Here is a 22,877-nt window from a genome sequence, read left to right as displayed (position 1 = left end):
TAGTCCGGCGCGAGCGCAGAAGCGCGGCCTGAGGCCGCCGCAAACCCCGCTCAATCCATCTTCACATTCGCGTTCTTCACCACCTGCGCCATGCGCGCCAGCTCGCTGCGGAAGAAGGCCGCAGTGGCCTCGGGCGGCGTGGCCTTGATGGTGTAGCCCTGGGCGATCAGCGCGTCGCGCGCCTCGGGCATGGCCACGGCGGCCTTGAAGCCTTCGTACAGGCGCGTGACCTCGGCCTGCGACAGGCCGGCCGGGCCGATGGCGGCGATCCAGCCTTCCAGGGCGTAGTGCGGCAGGCCCTGCTCGGCAATGGTGGGCACATCGGGCAGCGAGGACACGCGGGTGGTGGTGGTGACGCCCAGCGCCCGCAGCGCACCGGATTTGATGTGCGGCGCGGCCGGTGCCACGGCCACCACGGCGAGCTGTACCTGGCCGCCCAGCACGTCATTCATCAGCGGGCCCATGCCGCGGTAGGGTATGTGCTTGATCTCGACCTGGGCCTCGCTCACGAACATCTCTGCGCCCAAATGCAGGATGGTGCCGTTGCCGGATGAACCGTAGTTGAGTACGCCGGGTTTGGCCTTGGCCAGCGCGATCAGCTCTTGCACATTCTTGGCCGACAGCGAGGGGTTGGCCACCAGCACGAAGGGCGTGGCGCCAATCACGGTGATGGGCGTGATGTCGGCAATGGCGTCGAACGGTATGGACTTGTAGACGCTGGGGTTCACCACGTGGTTGTTGGAGACGATGCCTATGGTCTGCCCGTCCTTGGCCGCGCGCACGATCTGCGCGGTGCCGGTGATGCCGCCGGCGCCGGGCAGGTTCTCTATCACCACCGGCTGGCCCAGCGCCTTGGACACGCTGTTGCTGATGGCGCGCATGGCGCCATCAGCGCCCGAGCCCGCCGACAGCGGCATGATGACCCGCAGCGGTTTGTCGCCAAGCTGCGCCAGCACGCTAGCGGGCGCCGTCAGCGCGCTGGCAGCCAGGGTGGCGAAGGCGCGGCGGCCCAGGGTGGGAGTGAAGAAGGTGCGCATGGTGTTTGTCTCGTCATCGTTATGGGGAAAGCGGCGTACCAGATCCCGTTCGGGCTGAGCTTGTCGAAGCCCTTCTGCAGGCTTCCTTCGACAGGCTCAAGGCGAACGGGTTTTCATCTTTGGACACAAAGCCGGATCACGCCGCGGCAGCGCTCCCGTGCAGCGCGGCGATGCCTGCGGCGTCATAGCCCAGTCCGGCCAGCAGCTCTTGCGTGTGCTCGCCCAGCGTGGGCGGCTGCAGGCGCACGCCCAGGCGCTGGCCGGCCATGTTGAAGGGCAGCAGCGCGGCCCGGGCGGTTTCGCCGGCGCGCTCGCCGTCGGGCAGGCGGATGTCGGCCAGGCCGCCGGTGGCGCGCAGGTGCGGGTCGTCAAACAGCTCTTCTGGCCGGGCGATGGGCGCAAACGGCAGGCCGCGCGCCTCGAAGGTGGCGGATAGTTCTTCTACCGTGAACGCCGCCAACCGCGCCCGCAGCGTGGGCAGCAAGGTGGCACGTGCGTGCACTCGCAGGTTGTTGGTGGCCAGCGCCGGGTCGGCCTTCAAGTCGGCAAAGCCAAAGGCGTCGCAGAAGATGGCCCATTGCGCGTCGCTCACCGCCGCCAGAAATATCTGGCCACCGTCTTTCACCGTGAACACGTCATACACGGCCCAGGCCGAGATGCGATCCGGCATGGGCGCGGCCGCCTGGCCGGTGATGGCGTACTGCAGCATGTGCTGGCCCACCAGAAACACGTTGTTCTCGAACAGCGCGGACTGCACCTCTTGCCCTGCGCCGGTCGTCATGCGCTGCATCAGCGCGCCCAAGGCGCCGATGGCGCCGAACATGCCGCCCATGATGTCGTTCACGCTGGTGCCCGCGCGCAGCGGGTCGCCGGGGCGGCCTGTCATGTAGGCCAAGCCGCCCATCATCTGCACCACCTCATCCAATGCGGTGCGGTGCTCATACGGGCCGGGCAAAAAGCCCTTGTGGCTGACGTAGACCACACGCGGGTTGACCTGGCTCAGGGCGGCGTAATCCAGCCCGTACTTGGCCATGGTGCCGGGCTTGAAGTTCTCGGCCACCACGTCGGCCGTGCCGCACAAACGGTGCGCCACCTCCAGCCCGCCGGGGGTGCGCAGGTCCAGCGCAATGCTTTTCTTGTTGCGGTTGAACATGGGGAAGAAGCCCGCGCCCGCGCCCAGCAGGTGGCGGGTGCGGTCGCCGTCTATGGGCTCGACCTTGATGACCTCTGCCCCCATGTCAGCCAGCACCATGCCGCAGGTCGGGCCCATGACCATGTGGGTGAATTCGACGACGCGTATGCCCTCCAGCGGCAAGCGGTGCGGGGAGGCGGAAGGGGCGGCGGCAGCAGTGGTGGTGGTCATGCGCAGGTAGCAGGTTCAGTCAGAGAGTGGGAGGCCGGCAGAAAGGTCTTGGGGAAGCCGGCGCGCCAGAGTGTGCCCTGCAATGTTTCGCCCTCCAGCCAGCCAGCGATGCGCTGGCGCAGCGCCAGCAGCGCGGGCAGGTCCAGGCCGGTGGCCACGCCCATGCTCTCCAGCATGAAGGCCAGGTCTTCGGTGTTGACGTTGCCGCTGGCGCCGGGCGCATGCGGGCAGCCGCCGATGCCGGCCAGGCAGGCGTCGAAGCGCTGCACACCCACCTCCAGCGCCGCATAGGCATTGGCCAGCCCCATGCCGCGCGTGTCGTGGAAGTGCGCGCACCAGAGCCGCTCGCCCGCGATGCGGCGCGCCGCTTCGAACAGGTCGCGCACGGCGCCGGGGTTGGCATAGCCCACGGTGTCGGCCAGGCTCACGCGGTCGGCGCCGGCGTCGAGCAGGCCTTGCAGGCAGCGCAGCACCTCGGCCGGCGCCACCTCGCCTTGCAGCGTGCAGCCAAAGGCGGTACCGATGCCGCCATCGATCAGGGTTTTGGAGCCCGCAGCGTCGCGCGCGGCGCGGATGCGGCCAACCTCGGCAATCACCTCGTCCGGCGTCTTGCGCAGGTTGGCCAGGCTGTGGGCATGGCTGGCCGACAGCGGCACGACGATGGCGTCGGCACCCTGGGCAATGGCCAGCTCTGCCCCCTTCAGGTTGGGCACCAGCACCGAGGCAAACAGGCCGGGCAGCGTCTGGGCCTCGGCCAGGATGGCGGCGGTATCGGCCAGTTGCGGCAACAGGCGCGCGGGGACGAAGGAGCCCACCTCGATCTCGCGCAGGCCGGCCGCGTAAGCGTCGTGCAGCCAGGCGATCTTGTGCGCGGTCGGCACCACGCGGGCAATGCTTTGCAGGCCGTCGCGCAGGCCGACCTCCCGCAGGATGGCGCGGCGCGGGCGCGCGGCGGGGGCGCTGGAAGGCAGGCTCATGTCTTGTTGTCTCCGTGGGAACGGACACCAGTTTAGGTATTCCCGATGGATTCAGAAAATCAATCTCGGAAGGTTTAGGATTCCAATCCGGAACACCTAAACATCCACAACATTCTCCAAGCCCACAGCGCCCGGACCTGCGCAATCCGCACCAGGAACACCGTGGAACCGGCTTTGCCGGGCCACTGGTGTTGCCCCCGGCAGGGGGTTGGCGGCCACACGCAGTGGGCAAGCCTGGGGGCGAGCGATATACATGCGTGATCTGGACCTGACCAGCCTGCGGCTTTTTGCGGCGGTATGCGAAACCGGCAATATCGCCCGCGCCGGCGAGCAGCAGCGCATTGCCGGCTCGGCCATCAGCAAGCGGCTGGCGCAGCTGGAGCACAGCGTGGGCACGCCGCTGCTGCTGCGCAAGCGGCGTGGCGTGGTGCCCACGCCGGCGGGCGAAACCCTGCTGGAGCACACCCGCGCCATGCTGGCCGGCATGGACCGCATCGAGCGCGACATGGCCGCCTATGCCACGGGAGTGCGCGGCCAGGTGCGGGTGCTGGCCACCGCATCGGTGCTGGCCGAATCCCTGGCCGATGACGTGGCCGCCTTTTTGCAGCTACCAGCACACCGCGACATCCAGGTCCACATGGAAGAACAGGTCAGCCCGGGCGTGGTGCGCGGCATCCGCGAGGGCAGCGCATCGCTTGGCATCTGCTGGGACGCGGCCGACCTGCAAGGCCTGCAGGCGCGCAGCTACCGCCGCGACCACCTGGCCATCGTCACCTACCCGGGCCACCCGGTGGCGCAGCGCGAGCGCCTGTTTTTTGCCGAGGCGCTGGACTACGAGTTTGTCGGCATGCCGGCGCTGAGTGCCGTGCAAGTGGTGCTGCAGCGCGCCGCCGCCATCGCCGGGCGGCCGCTGGTGCACCGCATGCTGGTGTCCAACTTTGACGCCGCGCTGCGCGTGGTGCGCGCCAAGCTGGCGATCAGCATCGTGCCGGTGGAGGTGGCCGAACCCTATGCCTCCACCTACGGCCTGCGCGTAGTGCCGCTGACCGACGACTGGGCCAGCCGGCGCTTTGCGATCTGCTTCAGGGATTTGCAGACGCTGCCGCCGGCGGCGGCGCTGCTGTTGGCGCATCTGGAATCAGTCGTCGAAGGCGCACCTTCGAGATAGCGCGCCTACCAGTTGTTGTCCTTTGGCTCTGCCGCTTTCGGAGCGTCAGCAGCGACTTCCTTCTGCGCCTTGCGTTCTGCCCGCGGTGCCGGCGCATTGGACTTGGCCGTGGGTTGCCGTGGCGGCGCTAGCTCGCTTTGCGCCACCTGCGCTGCGGGCGCCACCTGGGCAAGTTGCGCGCGCAGTTCGATAGCGCCTGGCGTGAAGGTCTTGCCTGCAAGGGCGGCTCCGCCCTCCTCCAGCGTCCCGTACGAGGTCTGCGAAGACACCCGGTCCACGCGGATGGTGCCTGCAGGCACTTCGTTGCGACCCAACGAGCGTCCCGTCTGGGGATCCTTCAACTCCTCCCCAAGGAACACCGCCTTCCAGCGTTGTCCCACCTGCAGGGACTCGCCCCCCTGGCTCAGGACCACCTGGTCGCCATTCAGCGCGACCACGGATACCGGGAATATCTCTGTGACGATGGCGCTGCCGATCCGGCCGGAGAGCGAATCCATCATCTCCGCAGCCATGTTCTTGCCATCGATCACGCGCGGCATGGTGCTGGGATCAGCAGACGCGAGCTTGTGCTCGAAGCTGTCGGACATGACGACCTCACCCGTCGTTGCATTCAGCAGCCGCAACGTGATGCGCCCACCGCCGGAGTATGAGACCAGCTCACGGTCGGACATGCGCAGCTTGCGGACCGACTTCGGGTACTCAAAGCGCTCGATCGTCGGGATCAGCAGCAGATCCGTAGCCAATTGCTGGCCGATGCGCGCCGTATCTTGCACGCGGACGTTGCCACTATTGATGTGATCGATCTCCGCCTGGATATCGCTTCCGAACTCACGGTCCAGCACGATGAAGCGCTTGGTCTGGGTCAGGATGTCGGAGAGACGGGCACGCACTGCACGCGCAACCTCGTCGGCCGGCACTGCGTTGTCACCCACCGGGTAGCCCTTGGCCAGCGTCTTGGGAAGGACAACCACGATCTTGGGCCGCCCTTGCTCCTCAGGCGCGCGGTACTGGGCGATGTCGGCGCGTATGCGCACCTTCCAGTAGCTCCGCATCTTGCGGGAGGTCACGTCGGACGAGTAGGAGCTCGGACCTTGGCGGACATCGAGTTTGGCGCTCTCGCTGTAGACGGCCGAGCCGGAGTACGAACCCGAAGCGCTGACACTGGCGTCGCCGACGCGCGCGCGCTCGTCTGCACTGGCCTTGGCGTTTGTGGAGCCGTCGGAGGATGCCGAAGAGGAATAGCTGAAGCCGCCATCGCTCGCGCGCACCTTGGAGATGAGTTCCTCATCAACCTTGTCGATCTCCTCTTGCGAGAGCACCTCATAACCCAGGATGAGGCCTTGAGACCCTGCGACCACCTGCTGCATAAAGGCCTCGGTGCGAACGGAAGCCGCATTGCGGCCGTCCACTGTCACGTCCAGACCGCCACGCAGACTCTGCAACTGGCTGGCCACCTTCACGCCATTGACCTGTGCCACTGCCGATTGCAGCGCAGACACCGTGGCGAGTTCCGGGGTACTGCCGACCGCCTCTACCTCGCGACTGACCTTGGCAACACCACCAAAATCCGGCGCGGCGCGCTTTGGGGGTTCCGGCGCAGGTGCCGCCGCCACAGATGGCGCAGAGGCCGGCACCTCGACCGCCGCCTTCTCGGACTCCTTCTCGCCGCAGGCAGACAGCAGAGCCATCGCCAAGGTCACGACACCAACACCTACACGTCTTTGCATATCTGGCTCCGCCATCACTCCGGGTTTGAAAGAATCAGAGAAGGCTGGTCGCGTCGCTGGGGACCTCTACACCGTTGTGCCGGGCGAAGTCGATCGCGCTCTTGAGCGAGTCCGTGAGGTTGGCAGCGCTGGTGGGCAAGCTTTTGACAACGTAGACCCCCGACTGGAGCTTGGGCAGTTGCAGGAGCGAGGCGCTCGACAGGCCGGAGGAGAAGTTCTGGACGTCGCCCCGCATGCCCACGTACTTCTTCGCACCCAGAACCAGCGCCGCCAGGCCTTGGGCGTACTTGGCCTTGGCCTCGCTGTCCTTGAGTGTGGCACCGGCCTTGGTGGCTTCAGCGATCGCTTGTGCGTTCGCGCTGATGGCTTTGTCCTGGCCTTCGATATCGCTCGCGGACATCGAATCGGACGTGGCCGCAGCGTTCACCGACAGGTTCTTGATGCCCAGGGCTTCGGCCATGTAGGTATTGGCGCTCAACACGTCCTTGCCCGCCGCCACGTAGTTGCGCACCAGTTGGTCCTGTTGCCCCGTAAGGTCGGTGCTGGCGCCGCCGCTGGAAGAACCTGCGAGGGATTTGACGGAACCGAGGACGTTGCCGAACTGAGCAAAACCGGCGGTGGGAACAAGCATGGCGACGGAGATCAATGCAGCGATGACGGACTTTTTCATGTCGAATTCTCTAGAGATTGGAAAAGGAGGACGCGGTCAAGCGTGGCAGGTGCGCGCACCCACCACAGATGGAGGAGGTGATGGGGTGGTCAGCGCAGACCCATGGTGGCCATGCGGCTGGAGAGCTCCTGCGCAGCACTGTTGGCCGCCAGCTTCAGTGCATTGCCGCGCGCTTCGTCTTCGGTCGGGCCAACACCTGCGTAGGCGACAGGGCCCACGGCCACGCGCGTACGTGGAATGGGCTTGGTGACGTCCAGGACCTTCGCGTTAACCGTGACCGAGACGCGCAGCAAGCCCGTCTGCGGGTCCTTGTCGGCAAGGCCCACGTCCAGCGTACCCAGCGCGATGTAGGGCACCTGGTTCTCCTTCATCCCTGCGGCGATGGCCTTGAGCGTCTTGGGCTGCAGGTCGTTGCCGGACTTGTAGTCGTTCTCGACATCTGCGACCTTGAACGCAGAGGACTCGACCATGGCAGCTTCGATCACGTCATAGCCCGCTTGCGAGAACTTGGAGACAAAGACCTGGTTCAGGTTGGCACTGGGCAGCAAACGCCAGGTGGATTCGCTCGCGCGCCGCGTCGTGCTGCCGCCGGTCTCCGACGTCACGCTCGACTTCTCGGATGCGTTCACGTTGAGGCTGACTTCGCGCACGGAAGAGTCACTGGTGCTGATCTGCGACCTGCCGATGGACTCGCCTTCCGTGGTCTTATTCTTGAGACCCGCCTGCTGCGTGGCGGAGCCAGAGAACTGGGCGCTGTTGTCCTGCCGCTTGTAGACACGATCGTCGAAGGACTTGACCGAATCAACCTGGCGCGACACGAACACGAAGCTCATGGCCGACTTGTCGCCCTCGGCTGCCTTGCCGATGGAAGACCCAGCCTGGACGGCGTTACGCAGATTGGCCACGTTGAGCGACACACGAACCACGACGGTGTACTGGAAATCCCGCGGATCGTCGGTTTCTGCAATCACCGTGCTGTCCAGGATGTAGCGACCCTGGTCCTCCAGCAGCTTCGTACGAATACCGTCGAAGTTGGCGGACTCCGACTGCCCGGCCTCGGCGTAGTAAGCCTCCACCGCCTTGAGCATCGCTTCCTGCTTGGCCTTCTGCTTGACAGCCGCCGGCACTTCCTTGCGGTCGAAGGTGCCGATGGATTCCTTGTAGTTGATAGAGAACTGACCTTTCGCCTGCTGGATCTGCGCGCCTGCGTGCAAAGCAAACGTCGCCACCATGAGGGCAATGAGGTACCGAATTACTTGCATAGCCTGAACAACTCCCTGGTTTGTGAAATCTGCTGGTCAATTCCCTTGGCGGAAGCAGCGCTCTTGAGCCACTTCTCATCGCCCTTTCCATCAATTACCGCAGCCAACTTGTTGAACGTCAGGTTCAACGCGTCGTAGAAGTGCGGGAAGTCGTCCACGTACCTCTGGCTGGCGGGAATGACCCGGGTTTCGCCGTTCTTGAGCCCCGTATCCAAATAAAGCTTGTTGCTCAGGGGCTCCACGATCCGCATCGTCGAATAAGCGCCATAGACAAAGCTGGTTGCGCCGTTCTCCACCTCGCTGAACTTGATCTTCTTGAAGCCGGAAATCTCGGCGCTGATCTCGTAGTCAGGCTTGGGCAAGGTCAGGTCGAATACCGAGCCGTCAGAGATGCTCATCGACATGGTGTTGCCGATCGCATAGCCTTTGGCATAGGGAACGATGGGAACACCGGCGCGTGCGGACAAGGCCTCACTGATCAGATCGGCGGCCCAGGTTTCTGCGGTCCCGGGCTCGGACTTGAGATAGGCGGGCAGCACCTCTAGCGCTTCGGGCTTGAGCTGCACGTTGGTCACCTGGAGATAGCGCGAGACCTGGGCAGGCAATTCGGCATGCGCCACCCGGTCGGAGAAACGCGCGAGTATTCCGGGCTTGCCGCTCGCACCCACGTAGACCAGCCGCACACGGTCCTGGATCTCACTCTGGGTTGGCGAATGGTCGAAAACGTCGATGTAGGCGAAGCTCAGCGGGTATGCACGCACCACATTCATCGACTTGAAGTCGAAGAACATGGACTGCCCCCGGACGAGCACCATCAGCTTGTACACGCTCCCGAACGGCTCGACGGAGACGGTTTCGTTTCCGATCACCAGCGCGACGGCCAATGCTTGGTCGCGGCCCTTTAGTTCATCGATGCGATCGACGATCTGCAGATGCTGCGGGGCATTGGCCTGAAGTTGTTGAGCGATCAGTTGCCGGATGGGCACGCCGTCAGACATTTGCGCCTGCTCATAGCGCCGCGAGTAGGGAAAGCGCGATGCGATCGTGCTCTGCGCACCAGAGTATGCAAAGCCGGCAAACGCAACTTCTACCTGCTGCGCCAGTACCGTTCGCCAAGGCGCCAGAAATAGCACCAGAAGGATGAGTAAGGCGCCCCATCTGGCCGGCCCATGACATTTGACCGTACGGCCCAGACGTGTGCCCGGAGTGGAGGCCGTCGATATATCCACTTGCTCACCTGCTGCCGAAAAACCCGCAGCAAAACCTATGTCCACGACCCATCTCCCCTTTTTTATGTCTAGTCCATCATAACAATTAGACAGACAAGTGACAATTAAACACATATCAAATCAAAGACCGCTTCCGCGCTCTATCGCTTTGCGGAAATGCGCGCCGATGGCAGTGGTCTTCGCCATGGAAGAGGTACCGCGGAGATGTGTTTTGCACACACAAAAAAAAAGCGACCGCCACTACTGGCAGTCGCTCCTTTTCCGCTTTGATCAGCGGCCGATCAGTCGGCCATCGTCACCCACTCGATCATCGCCGCCCCTACTTCGACTTCACAGCGCCGGCCTTGCGTCCGCGTGAGGCCGGCTTGGCCGGCACGCTTCCTCCGTGCTCGGCCCACCAAGCCATGAGCGCCTCCATCGTCGGGCCCAGCCCACGGGCCTTTTGCGTCATTTCGTACTCGACGCGCGGCGGCACTTCCGCGAACACGGTGCGCGACACCAGGCCGTCTGTCTCTAGCTCACGTAACTGCGCCGTCAGCATGTGCTGAGTGATGCCAGGAATGGCCTTGCGCAGTTCCCCGAAGCGGTAGATCCGCTGGTTGAGCAACCACATGATTTCCAGCTTCCATTTGCCTGACAGCAGGGCAAATGCGCGGCGCATTTCCTCGTGCATGTTGATCCCGGCGTTTTCATTAGTCTGGTTTTTCATACTAAGCACCAATTTTTCATCCTACTTGTCAGTAATTATCTTAGGCGACATCCTTGCTGCATATCGAACTTCAATGCTGATTAGCAAAACGCCATGGCTACTACCTACATCTACTGGATCAGCACCGCGCTGCTGTCGCTGCTGTATTTCGCTTCTGCCTCCATGTACATCGCCAAGGGTGACTTTGTGCGCAAAGCGCAGGCGGATTTGGGCTATTCAGCCCCACTGCTGGTGCCGTTCATGATCGTCATCAAGCTGCTCGGGCCCATTGCAATCCTGTGGCACTTCAACGTGGCGCTCAGCGATCTCGCCTACGCCGGCATCTTCTATCACCTGATCTTGTCCGGCCTGGCGCACCTGGGTGTTCGCAAGCCCAAAGGCGCCACTCCAGCGGCGCTGGGGCTCATCTTCCTGGTCGCCTCCTTCGCGACCCAAAACGCGGCCCGCGAACTTCAATCGCCTTACGCGCCTGCAGCCGCAGCGATCCAGGCGCCCCTCAACTAACGGACATGCATATGACCCGACTCAATGGAAAAGTAGCCATCGTCATGGGCGGCGGCCGAGGTATCGGCCGCGCCACCGCCAGGCTGTTTGCAGCCGAATGCGCGAAGGTGGCGGTTCTCTCGCTGACACAGGCGAATATCGATGCTGTCGTGGCCGACATCGAAGCCGCAGGCGGCACGGCCATCGGCGTTCGCTGCGACGTCCGCGACGCGGATCAGATCAAGGCCGCCGTGGACAAGGTGGCCGCTACCTGGGGTGGCATCGACATCCTGGTGAACAACGCGTTCGATCCGTCTGCGGTGTTTTCCCCTGTGATCGAGCTTTCGGCCGAACAGCTCCAGCGCAACTTCGACATCGGGCCAGTCGCCTACCTGCGGACCATGCAGGCCTGCTACCCGCACCTGAAAGCCAGCGGCGAAGGCCGTGTCATCAATCTGGGCTCGGCAGGCGGCCTGCTCGGCATGGTGGGGTATGCGCCCTATGGCATGGCAAAGGAGGCAGTCCGCGCCCTGACACGCGTCGCCGCGCGTGAATGGGGCGCCGACAAGATCACCGTCAACAACGTCATGCCGATTGCCGACACCTTTGGCAGCGACAGGCCACCCTTGCCCAACGTGTTCGATCGCAATGGATCGCCCGAAGAGGACATTGCGCCGGTGATTCTGTTCCTCGCCACCAAGGATGCGCAGTTCATCACCGGCTACAGCCTCACGCCCGATGGCGGGATGGTCATTGACGCCGCGCGCTGAACTCGCGCGCTGGCTTGGGCAAAGCGATGTTCCAAAGCTGCTCATACGGGCTGAGCCTGGCTATCTCTTGGCCAATCGCCTGTACGACGTCGCCAAAGTTTGCGCGGCTAGGCCGCGCAAAAACTGGGGGGGTCTATCTCACGCGGCCAGCGCGCGCATCTCCGCGATGAGATCCGCCTTGCCCTCAAAGCCAATGCCCGGCAGCGGCGGCAGGGTGACGTAGCCGTCTTGCACCTTCACCCCATCGGGGAAACCGCCGTAGGGCTGGAACAGATCGGGGTAGCTTTCATTGCCGCCCAGGCCCAGGCCAGCGGCGATGGCCAATGACATCTGGTGGCCGCCGTGCGGGATGCAGCGGCTGGGGGACCAGCCGTATTCCTTGAGCATGTCCAGCGTGCGCAGGTACTCGACCAGGCCGTAGCTCAAGGCGCAGTCGAACTGCAGCCAGTCGCGGTCCTTGTGCATGCCGCCGTGGCGGATCAGGTTGCGGGCGTCCTGCATGGAGAACAGGTTTTCTCCCGTGGCCATGGGGCCCTTGTAGACCTCGCCCAGCTTGGCCTGCAGCTCGTAGTCGAGCGGGTCGCCGGCTTCCTCGTACCAGAACAGCGGGTACTGCGACAGCGCCTTGCCGTAATCGATGGCGGTCTGCAGGTCGAAACGGCCATTGGCATCCACCGCCAGTTGCTGGCCGGGGCCGAGGATCTTCAGCACGGACTCGATGCGCTCGCAATCTTCGGCCAGCGTGGCGCCGCCGATCTTCATCTTGACCACCGAGTAGCCACGCGCGAGGTAGCTCTCCATCTCTTTCTTCAGCCCATCCAGGCCCTTGCCCGGGTAGTAGTAGCCGCCAGCGGCGTAGACAAAGACGCGCGGGTTGGCCGTGCCGTTGCCATAGCGCTCGGCCAGCAGTTGGTACAGCGGCTTGCCGGCGATCTTGGCGGTGGCGTCCCACACGGCCATGTCGATGGTGCCGACCGCCACCGAACGCTCGCCGTGGCCGCCGGGCTTTTCGTTGATCATCATGCGGGCCCAGATCTTGTGCGGATCGAGGTTGTCGCCGCTGTCGTCCAGCAGGCTGGCCGGCTCGGCCTCCAGCAGGCGCGGCAGAAAGCGCTCGCGGATCAGGCCGCCTTGGCCATAACGGCCGTTGGAGTTGAAGCCGTAGCCCACCACCGGCTTGCCGTCGCGGATCACGTCGGTGACGACGGCCACCAGGCTCAGCGTCATCTTCGAGAAATCAATGTAGGCGTTGCGGATGTCCGACTTGATCGGGCGGGTGGATTCGCGGATGTCGACGATCTTCATGGTCTTGGCTTTGCAGGATGGCAGTGAGGAATTAGTGAGGCAGCGACGATCCGCCGCAGATGGCGATGTCCTGCCCGGTGATGGCTGCCGCTGGTGGCGACAGCAGGTAGCCGACCAGCGCCGCGATTTCTGCGGGCTGGATCAGACGGCCGATGGGTGGCAGGCGCGGCGCGCTGCCGGCGCGGGCCGGGTCTTGCAGCATGCCGGTGGCCGTGGCCGCGGGCGAGACGACGTTGACGGTGACGCCCTGCCCCGCCACCTCGGCCGCCCAACTGCGCGCCAGCGCGATCAGCGCCGCCTTGGTGGCCGCGTACTGGCCGCGCCCGGGCATGCCCTGGGCCACGCGGCTGCCGATAAACACTACGCGCCCCGTGCCGCGCGCGGCCATGGCCGGCACGATGGCATCGGCCAGGCGCGTGGCGGCGTCCACATGCAGGCGCCACATCAGCTCGCCACCGGCGTGGTCCAGACTGCCGAGCGGGCCCACGCGCAGCACGCCGGCGGCATGCACCAGCGCATCCACGTCGGCCAGTTGCGCGGCGGCGCGGGCAATGTCGGCGCCCTGGCTGAGGTCCACCTGCACATGCTGGAAGGCCGCCTGTGTGATGGCAGGCGCGGACACATCCAGCCCACTCACGCGCCAGCCATCGGCCAGCAGCGCTTCGGCAATGGCGCGGCCTATGCCGGAGCTGCTGCCGGTGACCACAGCATGCCGCATGCCAGTACTCACGCTTCCCCCTTCGCGGAACACCGCGGAACCGGCTTTGCCGGGCCGCTGGTGTTGCCCCCTGCAAGGGGGTTGGCGAAGCGACACGAAGTGCGCGAAGACTGGGGGTGTACCCGCCTACTCGACATGGATTTTTCCTTCGGTGATGATTTTTTGCGCGCGTTCCATATCACTGGCCTGGAACTTCACGAAGTCCTGCACGCTGCCCGGCGTGAGCAGCAAGCCTTGCTCCTGCAGCTTGTCCTTCATGTCGGTGGCCAGGGCCTTGTTGACTTCGGTGTTGAGCCTGGCCGTGACATCGGCCGGCAGCTTGGCCGGGCCCCACAGGCCGTACCAGCTGTAGAACTCGTAGCCGGGAATGGTCTCGCCCACGGTGGGCACATCCGGCAGGTTGGGCGCACGCGTGGCCGAGGTGACGGCCACCACGCGCAGCAGGCCGCTCTTGTGGTACTGCAGCGATCCCAGGATGGGGTCGATAAAGCCGTCGATCTGCCCGCCGATCAAATCCTGAAAGGCCGGCGCCGTGCCCTTGTAGGGCACGATCAGGTAGTCCAGCTTGCCGGCGCGCTTGAGCAGCTCGGTAGACAAATGCCCGGCTGAGCCGATCGAGCCAACCGCAAAAGTCATCTTGCCCGGGTTGGCCTGCGCGTAGCTGATGAGCGACTTGATGTCGGTCACCGGCAGGTTCTTGTTGATGGACACCGACAGCGGCGCCTTGGCCACCAGCGCCACCGGCGTGAAGTCTTTCACCACGCCGTAGGGCACCGACTTCATGGTCATGGGCGCGGTGACAAAGGTCGATGCGTTGAACAGCAGCGTGTAGCCATCGGCCGGCGCCTTGGACACCACGTCGGCGCCGATGATGCCGTTGCCGCCCGGGCGGTTTTCGATGATGAAGCTCTGGCCGGTCTGCTCGCCCAGCTTCTGCGCCAGCAGGCGCCCCACGGTGTCCAGCGTGCCGCCCGGCGGGAACGGGATGATGACCCGCACCGGCCGATGCGGGTAGGCCTGGGCCCGCGCCGCCAAAGGCATGAACGCTACCAAAAGTAGAGCTATAAGCCCAGGCAGCACCTGGGCCAGAGCCACTTTTCTCTTAAAAAACCTGCTGCACCGGTGGATCGCTTGCATGGCCGTGTCTCCTGTTATTTTTTTGGATGCGTGCTCAGCGCTGCGGCAAGCCAGCGTGGCGCAGCGCGGCGCGCAGGGCATCCATCTCTTTGGCGGTGGGCGCCTCGGTCGGTGGGCGCACGGTGGCGTCGTCCAGCACACGGGCCAGGTACATGCCGCCCTTCATGCGCGCATGCGCTTCGCCGGTGGGCTCGCCGCCGCCGTAGACGGCATCTTTCAGCGGCGTGATCAGGGCTTGCACCTCGATCGCCTTCTTCAGGTCACCGGCCTTCACCGCGTTCCACAAATCGATGATGAGTTGCGGGATGAAGGTGGCAAAGCCCACCAGCGCGCCGTCCACGCCCTGCACCATCGAGGCCAGCAGGTATTCGTCGTGGCAGGTGAGGATGGCTTTGCTGGCGTCGGCCTCGCGGATCGCCTGGATGTCGCGGGCGTATTTGTTCATGTCGCGCTGGCCGACCTTGAAGGCCTGCAGGTAAGGCAGGCGCGCCAGTTCGGCCAGCAGTTGCGACGAGTAAGAGGCGCGCGTCCATGCGGGGTAGACGTGGCAGACCAGGTCCAGCTCGGGCGCGGCTTGGTGGATGGCCTCGAAATACTGCAGCGCATGGCCGGGCGTGAAGCCAAAACGCAGCCAGTGGTGCGGCGGCATCACGTCCAGCGCGGCGGCGCCGGCGGCCTTTGCCATGCGTGCGTGTTCGGCGGCCTCGGCCAGGCCCTCGCAGACGATGGACGAGATCACCGGCATGCGGCCCTTCAGCTCATCCGCCACGATGCGGGTGACCTCGGCGCGCTCGGTGGGCGTGAGCGAAAACACTTCGCCGGTGTGGCCATTGGTCATGACCGCCACCACGCCCTCGTGGCCGGCAAGCCAGGAGGCGAGCTTGCGCAGCGCGGGCTCGTCAATGCGGTGGTCAGGCGTGAAGGGGCAGGAAATGGCGGGGATGATCCCGCGATAATTCGCGATGGCAGGCATGCTGTCTCCGGGTGTCAGGTGATACGCAGGCCGCATGATTCCCCGGTGGAGACAGCCGGTCCAATACTCGAATCGCATACATCTATCGCATGGGCCCCGGCAACCGACCGCTAGACCTCGAATGGCTTGAAGACTTCCTGGCGCTGGCCGACAGCGGCAGCTTCTCGCGCGCGGCAGAGGCCCGCGCCATCGCCCAGCCCGCCTTCAGCCGCCACATCCGCGGGCTGGAGGATTGGGTCGGCGTAGAGCTGTTTGACCGCAGCGCCCACCCGGCCGCACTCACCGCCGCGGGCAAGCGCTTTCTGCCGCTGCTGGAAGACGTGCTGGCCAGCCTGGAGGCCGCCCGCATCAAGGCCCGCGCCGCGCACGAGCAAGCCGCCGCCAGCCTGCGCTTTGCCGCCACGCATGTGTTGTCGCTGACCTTCTTCCCGCGCTGGCTCAGCGGTGTGGAATCACGGCTCCAGGTGGGCCCGATCCAGATGGTGTCCGACAGCTCGCAGGCCTGCGAAGACCTGATCCTTCAGCGCCGCGTGCAGTTTTTGCTGTGCCACGGCCACCCCGATGTGCCGGGCCGGCTGGACGAAGCGCAGTACCCGGTGCTGCGCCTGAGCGATGACGTGCTGATGCCCGTCACCGCCGCCGACGCGCACGGCCAGCCGCGCCACGCCATAGCCAACGCCGTAAACAACGCCAACACGCCGCTGCCGGTGCTGGCCTACAGCGAGGCCAGCGGCCTGGGCCGCATCATGCGCGCCCGCATGCGCGGCGCCTTTGGCGAGGCGCCCTCCCCGGCCCTGCCCAACGTGAACGTGGTCTTTACCGCCCACCACGCCGTACTGCTCAAGACCATGGCCCTGGAAGGCCGTGGCGTGGCCTGGCTGCCGCGCAGCCTGATCGCAGAAGAGCTGCAGCGCGGACAGTTGGTGGAAGCCGGCGGCGAGCCATGGCAGGTGCCGGTGGAGATCCGCCTGTACCGCCAGCGTGCCGAGATGGCGGCGGCGGCAGAGGCGCTGTGGGCGCTGGCGGGCCAGGGAATCGCAGGCTGAAGGCGCTACCTCAATAGTGCGGAGGTAGTTCGTCGCGCAAGTTTCGCGTGGCGCCGCCACCCTCCGGCATTTGCTGCCGCAACTGGGTGACCTGCAGCACCAGACTGTCGATCTGCTGCTGTTGCCGGTAGATGGTGAGGTTGAGCTGGTCCAGCAGGTCTTCGGTGAAGCTGGCCTTGATTTCGAGGTCGGTCAGGCGCTGGTCGGTGGTGTGGGAAGGGTCCATGGAGCGTATTGGACCGGAAATCCCGCCGCCAGCAGTTAGAGTGCGGGCACAAATCCTGACTACGTCGCCCCTGCTCCCCTCCATGTCCAATCTCGTCGTCCACGGTGGCACGCCTTTGCGCGGTCGCATCACGCCCTCTGCCAACAAGAACGCGGTGCTGCCGATACTCTGCGCCACGCTGCTCACCCGCGAGCCGCTGCGCCTGCACGGCGTGCCCGACATCACCGATGTGCGCAAGATCCTGGAGATCTTCCGCACCCTGGGCAGCGAGGTGCGCATGGACCACGTCAGCGGCACGCTGGAGCTGCACCACCGCAGCACCCACTTTGACGCGGCGCGCCACCGGCTGCCGGAGGAAATGCGCTCTTCCATCATGCTGATACCGCCGCTGCTGGCGCGCTTTGGCATCGCCCGGCTGGAGGACAACATCAAGGGCTGCACGCTGGGCGTGCGCGAGATCGATCCGCATGTGGACGTGTTTCGCCGCTTTGGCGGCCAGGTCGAGCGCGCGGAGGGCTCTTTGCTGGTGCGCTGCGCCGGGCCGCTGACGCCGACCGACCACTGGCTGGACTACGCATCGGTCACCACCACCGAGAACTTCGTGCTGTGCGCGGCGGCTGCAGGCGGCACCTCGACCCTGACCAATGCGGCCTCCGAGCCGCATGTGCAGGAGTTCTGCCGCTTCATGGCGCTGATCGGCGTGCGCATCGAGGGCATGGGCACTTCGCGCCTGACGGTGCATGGCGGCCAGGCGCTGCAGGGCGGCGAGTTCCGGTTCGACGAGGATTTTCATGAGATCACGACCTTCCTGGCACTGGGCGCGATCACCGGCGGCGACGTCGTGGTGCGCAACAGCGCGCCCGAGAACTTTCCGCTGATTGACCGCACCTTTGCCAAGTTTGGCGTACAGATCACGCACGAAGACGGCTGGTCGCGCGCCCACTGCCCCGGCCCGCTGCAGGTGCAGACGCCCTTCACCAGCAACGTGCTGACCAAGGTCGAGGCCGCGCCCTGGCCCTACTTCCCGGTGGACCTGCTGCCGATCTTCATTGCGCTGGGCGTGCGCGCGCAGGGCAACGCCATGTTCTGGAACAAGGTCTACGACGGCGCCATGGGCTGGACCGGCGAGCTGTCGAAGTTTGGCGCCCACGTGTTCCAGTCCGACCCGCACCGGCTGGTGACTTTTGGCGGCAGCCCGTTGACGCCGGCGGTGGTGGAGAGCCCCTACATCATCCGCGTGGCGATTGCGCTGTTCATGGTCGCCGCCAGCATCCCGGGCCGCTCAGAGATCCGCAACGCCACCCCGATCCGCCGCGCCCACCCGCGCTTTGCCGAGAACCTGCGCAGCCTGGGCGCGCAGGTGGAATGGACCAACGAGGAATAAGGCGCACGAGACGCCTTTCATCAAAATAGATAGCTAGAAGCCCAGGCTGCACCTGGGCTAGAGCCACATTTCCTTAAGAAGTGCGCACTACCGCCGGCACGCGCTCCAGGATGAAGTCGATAAAGGTCCGGATCGCGCGCGTGTGCTGGCGGTTGGGCATGTAGAGCATGAACATCTGCGTGCCGAAGATGGAGAGGCGCCAGTCGTCCAGCGTGGTCAGCACCTCGCCGCGGCGCATGTCTTCGTTCACCACGTAGTCAGGCACCAGGCCTATGCCCAGGCCGGCAAGAATGGCCTGGCGCAGGAACAGGAAGTTCTCGGAGATCAGCGTGGGCTCCAGCACCACCTCGCGCCTTGTCTCGCCCTGGTAGGCAGATACGCGCAGTTGCCGGCCGATGACGGCGGCGGTGACCACCGGCGCGCCCTGCAGCTCGTCCAGCTGCGTGGGCAGCGGGTGCTTGGCCGCGTAGTCGCGTGACGCACAAGCCACGTAGCGCACCGGCCCCAGCGCGCGCGCCACCAGGTTCTGCGGCGGCTCGGGGATCACGCGGATCGCAATATCGACCTCGTCGCGCAGCAGGTCTTCGATGCGGTTCTCAAACACCACGTCCAGCACGATGCCCGGGTACAGGCGCTTGAAGTCGATCAGCCAGTCAGCCATGACCAGTTGCCCGTAGCCGCTGGGCACGCTCAGCCGCACGCGGCCCTGCAGGCCTTCGCCCAGCGTGGTGACGGATTCGCGCGCGGCCAGCAGCTCGGTCTGGATGGCCACGCCGTGCTGGTACAGGCGCAGGCCGATCTCGGTCGGCTCGGCGCGGCGGGTGGTGCGGCGCACCAGTTGCGCACCCACCGAGCGCTCTAGCTGGTTCAGGTGGTAGCTGACATTGGCGCGGCTCATCTTGAGCCGGCGCGCCGCCGCGCTGAGGTTGCCGGCGTCGAGGATTTCCACCAACAGGGTGAGCGATTGAACGTCCATGCACCAGATTGTGTCAAAAATCCTTTGACAGTCTGTCAACTGGCTATGCAATTGTCAAAGAGCCGATGCGGGCAAAGAATGAGGGGCTAAGCCCAATACTGTTCGGTTGGTTCCGTTCGCCCTGAGCTTGTCGAAGGGCTAGTAGATGCGGGCCCAGGCTTCGACAAGCTCAGCCCGAACGGGGGTATTGATGTGACTGAACAGCATTGGGGCCAAGCCCCCAATCACCAGGCAAGAGACAAACAAGCACATGGCCACCACCCCCAGCTCCAGCAGCCCCACCACGTCTTCCGGTCCCGTCACCTTTGCGCGCCATGGCGACGTGTTCGTGGTGACTATCGACAACCCGCCCGTCAACGCCCTGGGCGTGGAGGTGCGCCGCGGCCTTGTGGCTGCCATTGAAGCGGCCGAGGCCGACAGCGCCGCCAAAGCGGTGCTGATCGTCGGCGCGGGCCGCAACTTCATCGCGGGGGCCGACATCCGCGAGTTCGGTAAAACGCCGCAACTGCCATCGCTGCCCGAGGTCTGCCTGGCGATTGAGAACTGCAGCAAGCCGGTGGTTGCCGCCGTCCACGGCGCCGCGCTCGGCGGCGGGCTGGAAATTGCGCTGTCGGCGCACTACCGCCTGGCATCGCCCACCGCCAAGCTGGGCCTGCCCGAAGTGGCGCTGGGCCTGCTGCCCGGCTCGGGCGGCACGCAGCGCGCGCCGCGCCTGATCGGCGCCAAGCCCGCGCTGGAATTGATGTTGAGCGGCCGCCACGCCGGCGCAAAGGAAGCCCTGCCGCTAGGCCTGATCGACCGCCTGGGCAACGACGCCGACGCGCTGGCCGAAGGCCTGGCCTACGCGCAAGAACTGGTCGCCGCCAACGCGCCCGTGCGCCGCACGCGTGAAGCCACCGGCCTGGCCGATGTGGAAGCCAGCCGCGCCGCCCTGGAAGCCGCGCGCGCCGACACCGCCAAGAAAAGCCGTGGCCTGTTCTCGCCGATGAAGATCATCGAAGCCGTCGAAGCCGCGCTCACGCTGCCCTTTAACGAAGGCATGGCGCTGGAGCGCAAGCTGTTTCTGCAGTGCATCGACAGCCCGCAGCGCGCCGGCCTGATCCACGCCTTCTTTGCCGAGCGCGAAGTGCTGAAGGCCCCTGAAACCAAGGCCGCCAAGCCGCGCGCATTGGAATCGGCCGGCATCATTGGCGGCGGCACCATGGGCGCGGGCATTGCCGTGGCCATGCTCGACGCGGGCCTGCCCGTGACCATGGTCGAGCGCGACGAGCCCAGCCTGGCGCGCGGCCGCCAGCATGTCGAGAAGGTGTATGACGGCCTGATCAAGAAGGGTCGCATGACGCCCGAGGCCAAGGCTGCGGTGATGGCGCGCTTCAGCGGCTCGACCAGCTACGACGCGCTGGCGCAGGCCGACATCGTGGTCGAAGCGGTGTTCGAGGACATGGCCGTGAAGAAGGCCGTGTTCGCCGAGCTTGACCGCGTGTGCAAGCCCGGCGCCGTGCTGGCCACCAACACGTCTTACCTCGACATCGACGAGATAGCGGCCAGCATCCAGCGCCCGCAAGACGTGCTGGGCCTGCACTTCTTCTCGCCCGCCAACATCATGAAGCTGCTGGAGATCGTGGTGCCGGCCAAGGTCAGCGCCGACGTGGTCGCCACCGGTTTCGCGCTGGCGCAAAAGCTCAAGAAGGTGCCGGTGCGCGCCGGCGTGTGCGACGGCTTTATCGGCAACCGCATCCTGGCCGTGTACCGCCAGGCCGCCGACCACATGATGGAAGACGGCGCATCGCCCTACGAGATCGACGCGGCGCTGCGCAACTTTGGCTACCCGATGGGCCCGTTCCAGGTGGCCGACCTGGCCGGCGGCGACATTGGCTGGGCCACGCGCAAGCGCAAGGCCGCCACGCGCGACCCGCAGGCACGCTATGTACAGATTGCCGACCGCATCTGCGAGCGCGGCTGGTTCGGCCAGAAAACCCAGCGCGGCTACTACCTGTACCCCGAAGGCGCCCGCGCCGGCCAGCCCGACCCGGAAGTGCTGGCCATCATCGACGCCGAGCGCCAGCGCGCCGGCATCACGCCGCGCGCCTTCACCGAAGAAGAAATCTTGCGCCGCTACATGGCCGCCATGGTCAACGAAGGCGCCAACGTCGTGCACCAGCGCATTGCGCTGCGCCCGCTCGACGTGGACGTGACCTTCCTCTACGGCTACGGCTTCCCGCGCCATCGCGGCGGCCCCATGAAATACGCCGACACCGTGGGCCTGTCCCAGGTGCTGGCCGACATCCGCGAGTTCGCCAAGCAAGACCCGGTCTTCTGGAAGCCTTCGCCGCTGCTGGTCGAGTTGGTCGAACGCGGTGCGGACTTCGCCAGCCTCAATCAATCCGAATAAAAAGCCAAGGACATCCGCCATGCGTGAAGCCGTCATCGTTTCCACCGCCCGCACCCCGCTGACCAAGGCGCACCGCGGCGAGTTCAACATCACCTCGGGCGCCACGCTGGCCGCCTTCGCGGTGAAGGCCGCCGTCGAGCGCTCGGGCCTGGACCCGGCGCTGATCGAGGACGCGATCCTCGGCTGCGGCTACCCCGAAGGCACCACCGGCCGCAACATCGCGCGCCAGAGCATCGTCCGCGCCGGCCTGCCGATCAGCATCGCCGGCACCACGGTGAACCGCTTCTGCGCCTCGGGCCTGCAGGCCATCGCCATGGCCGCCGGCCGCATCGTGGTGGACGGCGCGCCGGCCATGATTGCGGGCGGCGTCGAAAGCATCTCGCAGATCCGCAGCCGCAGCGCCACCGATGCCGGCGACAACGGCATGGACCCATGGATCGTGGAGCACAAGCCCGCGCTCTACATGGCCATGATCGAAACCGCCGACATCGTGGCCCAGCGCTACGGCATCAGCCGCGAAGCACAAGACCGCTTCTCGGCCGAGAGCCAGCGCAAGACCGAAGAGGCGCAGATCGCCGGCCGCTACAAGGGCGAGATCGTGGCCTGCACCACCACGATGGCCGTGACCGACAAGGAGACGAAGGAAGTTACCTACCGCGAAGTCACCGCCACCGAAGACAACTGCAACCGCCGCGGCACCACCTATGAGGCGCTGACCAAGCTGAAACCCGTGATGGGCGAAGACAAGTTCATCACCGCCGGCAACGCCTCGCAACTGTCCGACGGCGCATCGGCCTGCGTGCTGATGGAAGCCAAGGACGCCGAGCGCGCCAACCTCAAGCCGCTGGGCGTGTTCCGGGGCCTGGCAGTGGCCGGCTGCGAACCTGACGAGATGGGCATCGGCCCGGTCTTTGCGATCCCCAAGCTGCTGGCGCGCCACGGCCTGAAGGTGGACGACATCGACCTGTGGGAACTCAACGAAGCCTTTGCCTCGCAGTCGATCTACTGCAGGGACTTGCTGGGCATTCCGTCGGAGCGCCTGAACGTGAATGGCGGCGCGATCTCCATCGGCCACCCCTTTGGCATGACCGGCGCACGCCTGGCGGGCCACGTGCTGATCGAAGGCAAGCGCCGTGGCGCCAAGTACGCCGTGGTCACGATGTGCATTGCCGGCGGCATGGGCGCCGCCGGCCTATTCGAAATCTATTGAACTGTGGCTCACCCCCAGGCTTCGCGCACTTCGTGTCGCTTACGCCAACCCCCTTCCGGGGGCAACACCAGCGGCCCGGCAAAGCCGGTTCCGCGGTGTTTTCGCATGAATACGT

At 65.5% G+C, this 22,877-nt stretch carries 21 protein-coding genes; 7 read left to right on the top strand and 14 right to left on the bottom strand.

Going from position 1 to position 22,877, the window contains the following annotated elements:
* Nucleotides 1–50 precede the first annotated feature (50 nt).
* From AAFF27_08860 to AAFF27_08850, 3 genes are all read right to left on the bottom strand, one after another.
* Complete coding sequence (locus AAFF27_08860; GenBank protein ID XAH25286.1) at nucleotides 51–1,037, bottom strand: tripartite tricarboxylate transporter substrate binding protein; 987 nt, start codon at nucleotides 1,035–1,037, stop codon at nucleotides 51–53.
* Nucleotides 1,038–1,173: 136 nt separating this feature from the next.
* Nucleotides 1,174–2,400 carry a CoA transferase gene (locus AAFF27_08855; GenBank protein XAH25285.1) on the bottom strand — a complete coding sequence of 409 codons (1,227 nt, stop codon included), beginning with the start codon at nucleotides 2,398–2,400 and terminating at the stop codon, nucleotides 1,174–1,176.
* Nucleotides 2,397–3,377 carry a hydroxymethylglutaryl-CoA lyase gene (locus AAFF27_08850; protein XAH25284.1) on the bottom strand — a complete coding sequence of 327 codons (981 nt, stop codon included), beginning with the start codon at nucleotides 3,375–3,377 and terminating at the stop codon, nucleotides 2,397–2,399. Before AAFF27_08850 ends, AAFF27_08855 begins: the two co-directional genes overlap by 4 nt.
* A gap of 253 nt (nucleotides 3,378–3,630) precedes the next feature.
* Between AAFF27_08850 and AAFF27_08845 the strand changes: the two genes are divergently transcribed.
* Nucleotides 3,631–4,545: a LysR family transcriptional regulator gene (locus tag AAFF27_08845; protein XAH25283.1), complete on the top strand. Its 915-nt coding sequence runs from the start codon at nucleotides 3,631–3,633 to the stop codon at nucleotides 4,543–4,545.
* A gap of 5 nt (nucleotides 4,546–4,550) precedes the next feature.
* On the opposite strand, the gene AAFF27_08840 is transcribed toward AAFF27_08845, so the two are convergent.
* The 5 genes from AAFF27_08840 to AAFF27_08820 form a co-directional block, all read right to left on the bottom strand.
* Nucleotides 4,551–6,272 carry a CsgG/HfaB family protein gene (locus tag AAFF27_08840; GenBank protein ID XAH25282.1) on the bottom strand — a complete coding sequence of 574 codons (1,722 nt, stop codon included), beginning with the start codon at nucleotides 6,270–6,272 and terminating at the stop codon, nucleotides 4,551–4,553.
* Between the two features lie 34 nt (nucleotides 6,273–6,306).
* Nucleotides 6,307–6,942, bottom strand: coding sequence for a hypothetical protein (locus tag AAFF27_08835; GenBank protein XAH25281.1), 636 nt, complete (start codon nucleotides 6,940–6,942; stop codon nucleotides 6,307–6,309).
* A gap of 89 nt (nucleotides 6,943–7,031) precedes the next feature.
* Nucleotides 7,032–8,204 (bottom strand): hypothetical protein, encoded by a 1,173-nt coding sequence (locus AAFF27_08830; GenBank protein ID XAH25280.1) that lies wholly within the window; start codon nucleotides 8,202–8,204, stop codon nucleotides 7,032–7,034.
* Nucleotides 8,195–9,478, bottom strand: coding sequence for a hypothetical protein (locus AAFF27_08825; protein XAH25279.1), 1,284 nt, complete (start codon nucleotides 9,476–9,478; stop codon nucleotides 8,195–8,197). The genes AAFF27_08830 and AAFF27_08825 overlap by 10 nt, the downstream gene beginning before the upstream one ends.
* Before the next feature lie 274 nt (nucleotides 9,479–9,752).
* On the bottom strand, nucleotides 9,753–10,142 hold the full coding sequence (locus AAFF27_08820; GenBank protein ID XAH25278.1) for a helix-turn-helix domain-containing protein: 390 nt from the start codon (nucleotides 10,140–10,142) through the stop codon (nucleotides 9,753–9,755).
* Between the two features lie 93 nt (nucleotides 10,143–10,235).
* On the opposite strand from AAFF27_08820, the gene AAFF27_08815 reads away from it, so the two are divergent.
* On the top strand, nucleotides 10,236–10,646 hold the full coding sequence (locus AAFF27_08815) for a DoxX family protein (protein ID XAH25277.1): 411 nt from the start codon (nucleotides 10,236–10,238) through the stop codon (nucleotides 10,644–10,646).
* Between the two features lie 11 nt (nucleotides 10,647–10,657).
* The gene (locus AAFF27_08810) at nucleotides 10,658–11,395 is read left to right on the top strand and encodes an SDR family oxidoreductase (GenBank protein XAH25276.1); all 738 of its coding nucleotides are present in this window, start codon (nucleotides 10,658–10,660) and stop codon (nucleotides 11,393–11,395) included.
* Between the two features lie 138 nt (nucleotides 11,396–11,533).
* Here the strand turns inward: AAFF27_08810 and AAFF27_08805 are convergent, their stop codons facing one another.
* The 4 genes from AAFF27_08805 to AAFF27_08790 all read right to left on the bottom strand — a co-directional run bounded on the left by AAFF27_08805 (nucleotide 11,534) and on the right by AAFF27_08790 (nucleotide 15,528).
* Nucleotides 11,534–12,700, bottom strand: a complete 1,167-nt coding sequence (locus AAFF27_08805) for a mandelate racemase/muconate lactonizing enzyme family protein (GenBank protein ID XAH25275.1) — start codon at nucleotides 12,698–12,700, stop codon at nucleotides 11,534–11,536.
* A gap of 31 nt (nucleotides 12,701–12,731) precedes the next feature.
* Nucleotides 12,732–13,418: an SDR family oxidoreductase gene (locus tag AAFF27_08800; protein XAH26190.1), complete on the bottom strand. Its 687-nt coding sequence runs from the start codon at nucleotides 13,416–13,418 to the stop codon at nucleotides 12,732–12,734.
* 126 nt (nucleotides 13,419–13,544) lie between these two features.
* A complete protein-coding gene (locus tag AAFF27_08795) occupies nucleotides 13,545–14,459 on the bottom strand; it encodes a tripartite tricarboxylate transporter substrate binding protein (protein XAH25274.1) in 915 nt (304 codons plus the stop codon).
* A 130-nt stretch (nucleotides 14,460–14,589) separates the two neighbouring features.
* A complete protein-coding gene (locus AAFF27_08790) occupies nucleotides 14,590–15,528 on the bottom strand; it encodes a dihydrodipicolinate synthase family protein (protein XAH25273.1) in 939 nt (312 codons plus the stop codon).
* 89 nt (nucleotides 15,529–15,617) lie between these two features.
* Between AAFF27_08790 and AAFF27_08785 the strand changes: the two genes are divergently transcribed.
* Nucleotides 15,618–16,574 (top strand): LysR family transcriptional regulator, encoded by a 957-nt coding sequence (locus AAFF27_08785; protein XAH25272.1) that lies wholly within the window; start codon nucleotides 15,618–15,620, stop codon nucleotides 16,572–16,574.
* Between the two features lie 10 nt (nucleotides 16,575–16,584).
* Here AAFF27_08785 and AAFF27_08780 read toward each other — a convergent pair whose 3' ends face one another.
* Nucleotides 16,585–16,800 carry a SlyX family protein gene (locus tag AAFF27_08780; GenBank protein XAH25271.1) on the bottom strand — a complete coding sequence of 72 codons (216 nt, stop codon included), beginning with the start codon at nucleotides 16,798–16,800 and terminating at the stop codon, nucleotides 16,585–16,587.
* 82 nt (nucleotides 16,801–16,882) lie between these two features.
* On the opposite strand from AAFF27_08780, the gene AAFF27_08775 reads away from it, so the two are divergent.
* Complete coding sequence (locus AAFF27_08775) at nucleotides 16,883–18,184, top strand: UDP-N-acetylglucosamine 1-carboxyvinyltransferase (protein XAH25270.1); 1,302 nt, start codon at nucleotides 16,883–16,885, stop codon at nucleotides 18,182–18,184.
* Nucleotides 18,185–18,257: 73 nt separating this feature from the next.
* On the opposite strand, the gene AAFF27_08770 is transcribed toward AAFF27_08775, so the two are convergent.
* Nucleotides 18,258–19,160: a LysR family transcriptional regulator gene (locus tag AAFF27_08770; GenBank protein XAH25269.1), complete on the bottom strand. Its 903-nt coding sequence runs from the start codon at nucleotides 19,158–19,160 to the stop codon at nucleotides 18,258–18,260.
* A gap of 250 nt (nucleotides 19,161–19,410) precedes the next feature.
* Between AAFF27_08770 and AAFF27_08765 the strand changes: the two genes are divergently transcribed.
* Both AAFF27_08765 and AAFF27_08760 read left to right on the top strand, forming a co-directional pair.
* The gene (locus AAFF27_08765; GenBank protein ID XAH25268.1) at nucleotides 19,411–21,552 is read left to right on the top strand and encodes a 3-hydroxyacyl-CoA dehydrogenase NAD-binding domain-containing protein; all 2,142 of its coding nucleotides are present in this window, start codon (nucleotides 19,411–19,413) and stop codon (nucleotides 21,550–21,552) included.
* A 19-nt stretch (nucleotides 21,553–21,571) separates the two neighbouring features.
* Nucleotides 21,572–22,762, top strand: coding sequence for an acetyl-CoA C-acyltransferase (locus AAFF27_08760; GenBank protein XAH25267.1), 1,191 nt, complete (start codon nucleotides 21,572–21,574; stop codon nucleotides 22,760–22,762).
* Nucleotides 22,763–22,877: the final 115 nt, after the last annotated feature.

This window comes from Xylophilus sp. GW821-FHT01B05, assembly GCA_038961845.1.
In the GTDB taxonomy this organism is placed as follows: domain Bacteria; phylum Pseudomonadota; class Gammaproteobacteria; order Burkholderiales; family Burkholderiaceae_C; genus Xylophilus.
The sequence above is the reverse complement of the archived record's forward strand: the minus strand, read 5'-3'. Positions and strand labels throughout refer to the sequence as shown.

Excerpts from the sequence above, each read along its gene's own strand:
- AAFF27_08795 (XAH25274.1), bottom strand. The coding sequence starts at position 14,459 with ATGCCTTTGGCGGCGCGGGCCCAGGCCTACCCGCATCGGCCGGTGCGG.
- AAFF27_08765 (XAH25268.1), top strand. The coding sequence starts at position 19,411 with ATGGCCACCACCCCCAGCTCCAGCAGCCCCACCACGTCTTCCGGTCCC.
- AAFF27_08805 (XAH25275.1), bottom strand. The coding sequence starts at position 12,700 with ATGAAGATCGTCGACATCCGCGAATCCACCCGCCCGATCAAGTCGGAC.
- AAFF27_08850 (XAH25284.1), bottom strand. The coding sequence starts at position 3,377 with ATGAGCCTGCCTTCCAGCGCCCCCGCCGCGCGCCCGCGCCGCGCCATC.
- AAFF27_08760 (XAH25267.1), top strand. The coding sequence starts at position 21,572 with ATGCGTGAAGCCGTCATCGTTTCCACCGCCCGCACCCCGCTGACCAAG.
- AAFF27_08860 (XAH25286.1), bottom strand. The coding sequence starts at position 1,037 with ATGCGCACCTTCTTCACTCCCACCCTGGGCCGCCGCGCCTTCGCCACC.
- AAFF27_08815 (XAH25277.1), top strand. The coding sequence starts at position 10,236 with ATGGCTACTACCTACATCTACTGGATCAGCACCGCGCTGCTGTCGCTG.
- AAFF27_08775 (XAH25270.1), top strand. The coding sequence starts at position 16,883 with ATGTCCAATCTCGTCGTCCACGGTGGCACGCCTTTGCGCGGTCGCATC.
- AAFF27_08790 (XAH25273.1), bottom strand. The coding sequence starts at position 15,528 with ATGCCTGCCATCGCGAATTATCGCGGGATCATCCCCGCCATTTCCTGC.
- AAFF27_08770 (XAH25269.1), bottom strand. The coding sequence starts at position 19,160 with ATGGACGTTCAATCGCTCACCCTGTTGGTGGAAATCCTCGACGCCGGC.
- AAFF27_08780 (XAH25271.1), bottom strand. The coding sequence starts at position 16,800 with ATGGACCCTTCCCACACCACCGACCAGCGCCTGACCGACCTCGAAATC.
- AAFF27_08800 (XAH26190.1), bottom strand. The coding sequence starts at position 13,418 with ATGCGGCATGCTGTGGTCACCGGCAGCAGCTCCGGCATAGGCCGCGCC.
- AAFF27_08810 (XAH25276.1), top strand. The coding sequence starts at position 10,658 with ATGACCCGACTCAATGGAAAAGTAGCCATCGTCATGGGCGGCGGCCGA.
- AAFF27_08845 (XAH25283.1), top strand. The coding sequence starts at position 3,631 with ATGCGTGATCTGGACCTGACCAGCCTGCGGCTTTTTGCGGCGGTATGC.
- AAFF27_08835 (XAH25281.1), bottom strand. The coding sequence starts at position 6,942 with ATGAAAAAGTCCGTCATCGCTGCATTGATCTCCGTCGCCATGCTTGTT.
- AAFF27_08785 (XAH25272.1), top strand. The coding sequence starts at position 15,618 with ATGGGCCCCGGCAACCGACCGCTAGACCTCGAATGGCTTGAAGACTTC.
- AAFF27_08840 (XAH25282.1), bottom strand. The coding sequence starts at position 6,272 with ATGCAAAGACGTGTAGGTGTTGGTGTCGTGACCTTGGCGATGGCTCTG.
- AAFF27_08855 (XAH25285.1), bottom strand. The coding sequence starts at position 2,400 with ATGACCACCACCACTGCTGCCGCCGCCCCTTCCGCCTCCCCGCACCGC.
- AAFF27_08820 (XAH25278.1), bottom strand. The coding sequence starts at position 10,142 with ATGAAAAACCAGACTAATGAAAACGCCGGGATCAACATGCACGAGGAA.
- AAFF27_08830 (XAH25280.1), bottom strand. The coding sequence starts at position 8,204 with ATGCAAGTAATTCGGTACCTCATTGCCCTCATGGTGGCGACGTTTGCT.